We start from the raw sequence: 5,020 nt of genomic DNA, 5'->3' as shown, positions 1-5,020 counted from the left end.
ACCATCGGGGGGTGAAGGGCTACGTCACTCTCAATACACTGGTTTTTCCCAGAGAGCTGGTACAGGCAGAACAGTATCTCCGCACAATTATTGCAGCGGGTGTGGATGCGGTCATTGTCCAGGATGTAGGAATTTGCCGCCTGATTCGCCATCTCTCACCCGATTTTCCCATCCATGCCTCTACCCAGATGACTATCACCAGCGCGACTGGTGTGGAATTTGCCAAAACCCTCGGCTGCCAGTTAGTGGTTCTTGCCCGCGAATGCTCCCTCAAGGAAATCAACAAAATCCAGCAGCCGCTTGCGCAACGAGACGCCTCGCTTCCCTTAGAAGTCTTTGTTCACGGTGCCTTGTGCGTTGCCTATTCCGGTCAGTGCTTGACCAGTGAAGCGCTAGGAGGACGTTCTGCCAACCGGGGAGAATGTGCCCAAGCTTGCCGGATGCCTTACGAACTCATCGCTGATGGCAAAGCGGTAGATCTGGGTGATTGCAAATATCTCCTCAGTCCCCAAGACTTGGCAGGATTAGAGGTACTTCCAGAGTTGGTGAAGGCAGGAGTAACCTGTCTCAAAATCGAAGGTCGCCTGAAAACACCAGAGTACGTTGCCAACGTGACCCGTGTTTATCGACAAGCGCTCGATCGCGTGATGGCGGAGTTGGTGCAAGATGTGAGTACAACAACTTCGATCCCCCCTAGCCCCCGTTCAAAAGGGGGGAAAAATCTAGCCCCCCTTGTTAAGGGGGGTTGGGGGGATCTATCCAACCAGTCCCAAGTTACAGACCAGGAACGCTACAACCTGGAGATGGCCTTCTCTCGCGGTATCTATACAGGCTGGTTTCGCGGAATCAATAATCAAGAACTAGTACACGCCCACTTCGGCAAAAAGCGGGGGGTTTACCTAGGCGAAGTGACCCGCATCCATAAAGAGCAAGTCACAGTGCAATGTAGGGGCAGGTCTTTTGCCTGTCCTATCAAGCCTGGGGATGGTGTTGTCTTTGACTGTGGTCACCCGGAAGCAAAGGAAGAAGGGGGTCGGATCTATGCCGTGGAACAACGGGGTCAGGATGCCATACTGACCTTTGGACGAGGTAATATCAATTGGCGACGAGTGCATGTAGGGGATAAGGTTTGGAAAACTAGCGACCCAGAACTAGATCGACAACTGCGCCAGAGTTTTGCTGGGGAGAACCCCAAGTTTGTCCGTCCTATTCAGGTCGAAGTCTATGGAGAAGCGAGTCAGCCCCTAATTGCGATCGCTCGTGACGAACTGGGTCATGTTGTCCAGGTCGAGTCCTCAATGCCCCTAGTCGAGGCACACACCAAACCCTTCACAACAGAACGCTTACAGGAACAATTCGGTCGTCTCGGCAATACTCCCTTCTGTCTGGGAGTCTTGACAAATCACATAAATTGTGCAGTAATGCTGCCTGTCAGCGAGTTGAACCATATGCGGCGGGAGATGGTGGAGCAGTTGGAAGAATTGCGCTCTCAACCCAAGCGCTGGCAACTGAATTCAAAAGCCTCCCTTCAAGACTTGCTTCCTAGGACAACTACAAGAGTTGCCCCTACTTCCCCCTCTCTGATCGTTTTGGTACGAAACCTGGAGCAACTGCAAGCGGCACTCCAGGCAGGAATCGAAATCCTCTACTGTGAATTTGAAGACCCCCGTGCCTACCGGAAAGCCGTACAGTTGGTTCGTGACCATCAAAGCAGTACCAAACCAAGCATTTGGGTTGCGCCACCTCGGATTAGCAAACCTGGAGAGAACTATATATTGCAGCAAGTGCGATCCTGTGATGCAGATGGCTATCTAGTGCGAAACTATGACCATCTCCAGTTTTTTGCCGCCGATCGCTGTATTGGGGATTTCTCCCTCAATGTTGCTAATTCTTTAACGGCAGATTACTTTAAGCAACAATTTGGACTGGAACGCTTGACGGCATCCTACGATTTGAACATCAATCAATTAGAAGACTTGCTCACCCGTTGCCCGCCCCAGTGGTTGGAAGTGACCATCCATCAGCACATGCCCATGTTTCATATGGAGCATTGCGTATTCTGTGCCTTTCTATCAACGGGGACAGACTACACCAACTGCGGACGCCCCTGCGAGAAACATCAGGTGAAGTTGCGCGATCGGGTAGGCACGGAACATATCCTGCAAGCGGATGCGGGTTGTCGAAATACTGTATTTAACGGCACCGCCCAAACTGGGGCAGAATACGTACAGCGTTTACAGTCGCTAGGGGTAGGCTACTTCCGACTTGAATTTGTCAGTGAGACACCTAACCAAGTAACTCAAACCATTGCTCGTTACCGCCAACTGCTGCAAGGGGAAATTACAGGTTCTCAACTGTGGCGAGAACTCAAGCTGCAAAATCAGCTGGGCGTGACTCGTGGCCCTTTGGGATTGCCTACATCCGTCATTACCTGAGTTCGACGTAAGCCAATAAAGTCAAAGCTAGCCCCACAGTTGCTTACAGACAAAATTCTCTGAGCTGATCGCTGACCGCCTTAAGTAGATGGACACAAATAAATACAACCAACTAGTAGGGTGGGCATTGCCTATGATTCTCTGGAGGTAGAAGACACAGGATTTCGATAGGCAATGCCCACCTTACATTGAATTTTGTCTACTTATATCATGTCCGGTTGATTAACCTTAATAAAACCAAGTTGGAGGGCGGGTTTTGATTGAGAATTATCGGTGTGTCAAACTAACTGATTGCTTAAACCCGTCCCTACATCGATTGTGGTTGATTTGCCGGACATCATATTACTTATCCTTCATTGTCCCGTAGCGACTCTTGTAAAAGTTATGCGATCGCATTTTGAAACGTTCGCTGTGTAGTCTAGAGATAATAGTAAACACGAGATATATCTTTATCAAAGGCAGGGCAATGATGATGCTCACATCCGAGAAAATGACCCTTGAGGAGTATCTTAACTTTGACGATGGGACGGATACCCTCTACGAACTGGTGAATGGGGAGTTGGTTGTTATGCCGCCAGAAAGTGAACTCAACAGACGAATTGCAATGTTCTTACTGATCTGCTTTTCGCAACAGGGTATTCCTCCTTATCGGTTGACTCAGAAGACAGAAATGGTGGTGAGTGGTGTACGGGCAACGACGCGCTTCCCAGATTTGATGGTGCTGTCTGAGGAACTGGCAACGGCGTTAGAGGGTGCGAGTCGGTCTACTGTCATGATGGATATGCCACCGCCTCTGTTGGTGGTTGAGGTGGTGTCTTCGGGGAAGGAAAGTATCGACCGAGATTATCGTTATAAGCGTTCTGAATATGCAGCGCGGGGAATTGCCGAGTATTGGATTGTTGACCCTATGCAAGGGCGGGTTACGGTGTTGGAATGGGTGGAAGGGTTGTATGAGGAGCGGGTTTTTCAGGGGAATGAGCAGATTGTTTCGCCGACGTTACCGGCTTTGGTTTTGACCTGTGAGAGGGTGATGAATGCGGGTAGTTGAGGTCAGAGAGCTCCGGAGCAGGGGGGAAAAAAATTTTTAAGCTCCCTCCGCCCATAGTCATTATCCGAATGCCTTCTGTTGTGATGTTCAACGCTGCATTGCCATCTCTGTCGTGATGAGTGCCACAGGAGGGACAATCCCACTCCCTGATATCAAGCGGCAACTCATCAACAACATGACTACAGCACGAACACTTTTTAGAACTGGGAAAAATTCTGTCAACTTCTACCAACTTGCCTTCTTGGCGCTCTAGTTTATAGGCAAATGCTCCCCTATCAGGTGAGACGTGGGATGAATGCCCGATTTAGCTAAGAAAGCACCGTTACTCCACTGATACAGTTCGTAAACTTCTTCTGACAGTTTGAAGGGTAGAACTGAAACCTACTGTTCCATTTCCTCACTCCGAACTCTGATCAGTGATGGGCGAGGACGCGTGAGTTAGCCGCAGTTTGCTTCTTTAGAGGTATTGACATTTGACTAACACCGTTTAATTTTTTGAAAAATTTTTTAACAAAGTCAGGAAAAATCGAGGAACTTTACCCATAATAGGGGTTGTATGCCGTGATTGGGATTTAACTTACTTGACAGAGAATGAAATTTCTACTAGGGATGCAATTTTGCGAGTAGGCGATCGCACAATAACAGGCGAAGAGATTATTCCTCTCTTGGCTGGCTACCAACTGCTAGCACCCTTGCTGCGCGAACTCATTATCGATCAGGCGATCGCGTCAATCACTTGCACGGAGGAAGAGACAACTCAAGCTCGTAAGCAGTTCTTTGAGCAAAATCAGATTGCCAGCGAGGACGCTAAACAAGCTTGGGCACAGCAGCGGCAAATGACGGTAGAACAAGTCGAAGCCTTAGCGATTCGGGGGGTAAAAGTTGAAAAATTCAAACAAGCCACTTGGGCAAACAAACTAGAATCCTATTTCCTAGGCCGTAAAGGTCAATTAGACCGGGTAATATACTCTTTAATTCGCTCTCAAGACCCAGGGACGATCCAAGAACTGTTTTTTCGGATTCAGGAAGCAGAACAGTCTTTTGCTGATGTAGCACGAGAGTATTCCCAAGGGCCAGAAGCTGAGACGGGTGGTTTGATCGGCCCCGTTGAGCTAAGTACACCACACCCTGCGATCGCTCAAATCCTACGTTTAAGTAAACCCGGTCAACTTAGCCCACCAACACGTCTCGGAGAATGGGTGGTGATTGTACGCTTAGAAAAGTTTATCCCAGCCCAGCTAGACGCCCCCATGCGTCAGCGGTTGCTCAATGAGTGTTTTTCAACCTGGCTGACTGAGCAACTAAATCAGCAGTTAGCTGTTCTCAATGGGTCCTCAGTGGTTTGATCTCCCTGGAAACTGGGGCGACAAATCAGGCTTACAGCCCAAAAATCTCGTGCTGAGAACAAGAAAAATTAAGCCAATAAATCTTGAGTGGAAATAGTCCTAAGTTAACAGATAAGGATTTACTCCTGTTCTGATCGAAACGACTATTGCATAAGTTGTCAAACCCAGAGAGATATATATGATAGCTAGTT

Annotated in this window: 3 protein-coding genes and 1 pseudogene; 3 read left to right on the top strand and 1 reads right to left on the bottom strand. The window is 48.7% G+C overall.

The annotated features are described in order from the left end of the window. Together V6C93_RS28695 and V6C93_RS28690 are read left to right on the top strand one after the other, a co-directional pair. Nucleotides 1-2,435 (top strand): U32 family peptidase (locus V6C93_RS28695; protein WP_333480087.1); only part of this gene is annotated, 2,435 nt, incomplete at its 5' end. A gap of 469 nt (nt 2,436-2,904) precedes the next feature. After that, complete coding sequence (locus tag V6C93_RS28690; protein WP_349262869.1) at nt 2,905-3,483, top strand: Uma2 family endonuclease; 579 nt, start codon at nt 2,905-2,907, stop codon at nt 3,481-3,483. Between the two features lie 46 nt (nt 3,484-3,529). Here the strand turns inward: V6C93_RS28690 and V6C93_RS38510 are convergent. Then, nucleotides 3,530-3,745 (bottom strand): annotated as a pseudogene (locus V6C93_RS38510) (zinc ribbon domain-containing protein); the annotation flags it as partial. A 319-nt stretch (nt 3,746-4,064) separates the two neighbouring features. Between V6C93_RS38510 and V6C93_RS28680 the strand changes: the two are divergent. Then, nucleotides 4,065-4,829: a peptidylprolyl isomerase gene (locus V6C93_RS28680; RefSeq protein ID WP_333480085.1), complete on the top strand. Its 765-nt coding sequence runs from the start codon at nt 4,065-4,067 to the stop codon at nt 4,827-4,829. Nucleotides 4,830-5,020 lie beyond the last annotated feature (191 nt).

It is taken from the genome of Allocoleopsis sp. (genome assembly GCF_036703385.1).
In the GTDB taxonomy this organism is placed as follows: Bacteria; Cyanobacteriota; Cyanobacteriia; order Cyanobacteriales; family Coleofasciculaceae; genus Allocoleopsis.
Note: the sequence above shows the minus strand (reverse complement) of the source record. Positions and strands in the feature narration are given on the sequence as shown.

Excerpts from the sequence above, each read along its gene's own strand:
- V6C93_RS28690 (WP_349262869.1), top strand. The coding sequence starts at position 2,905 with ATGATGCTCACATCCGAGAAAATGACCCTTGAGGAGTATCTTAACTTT.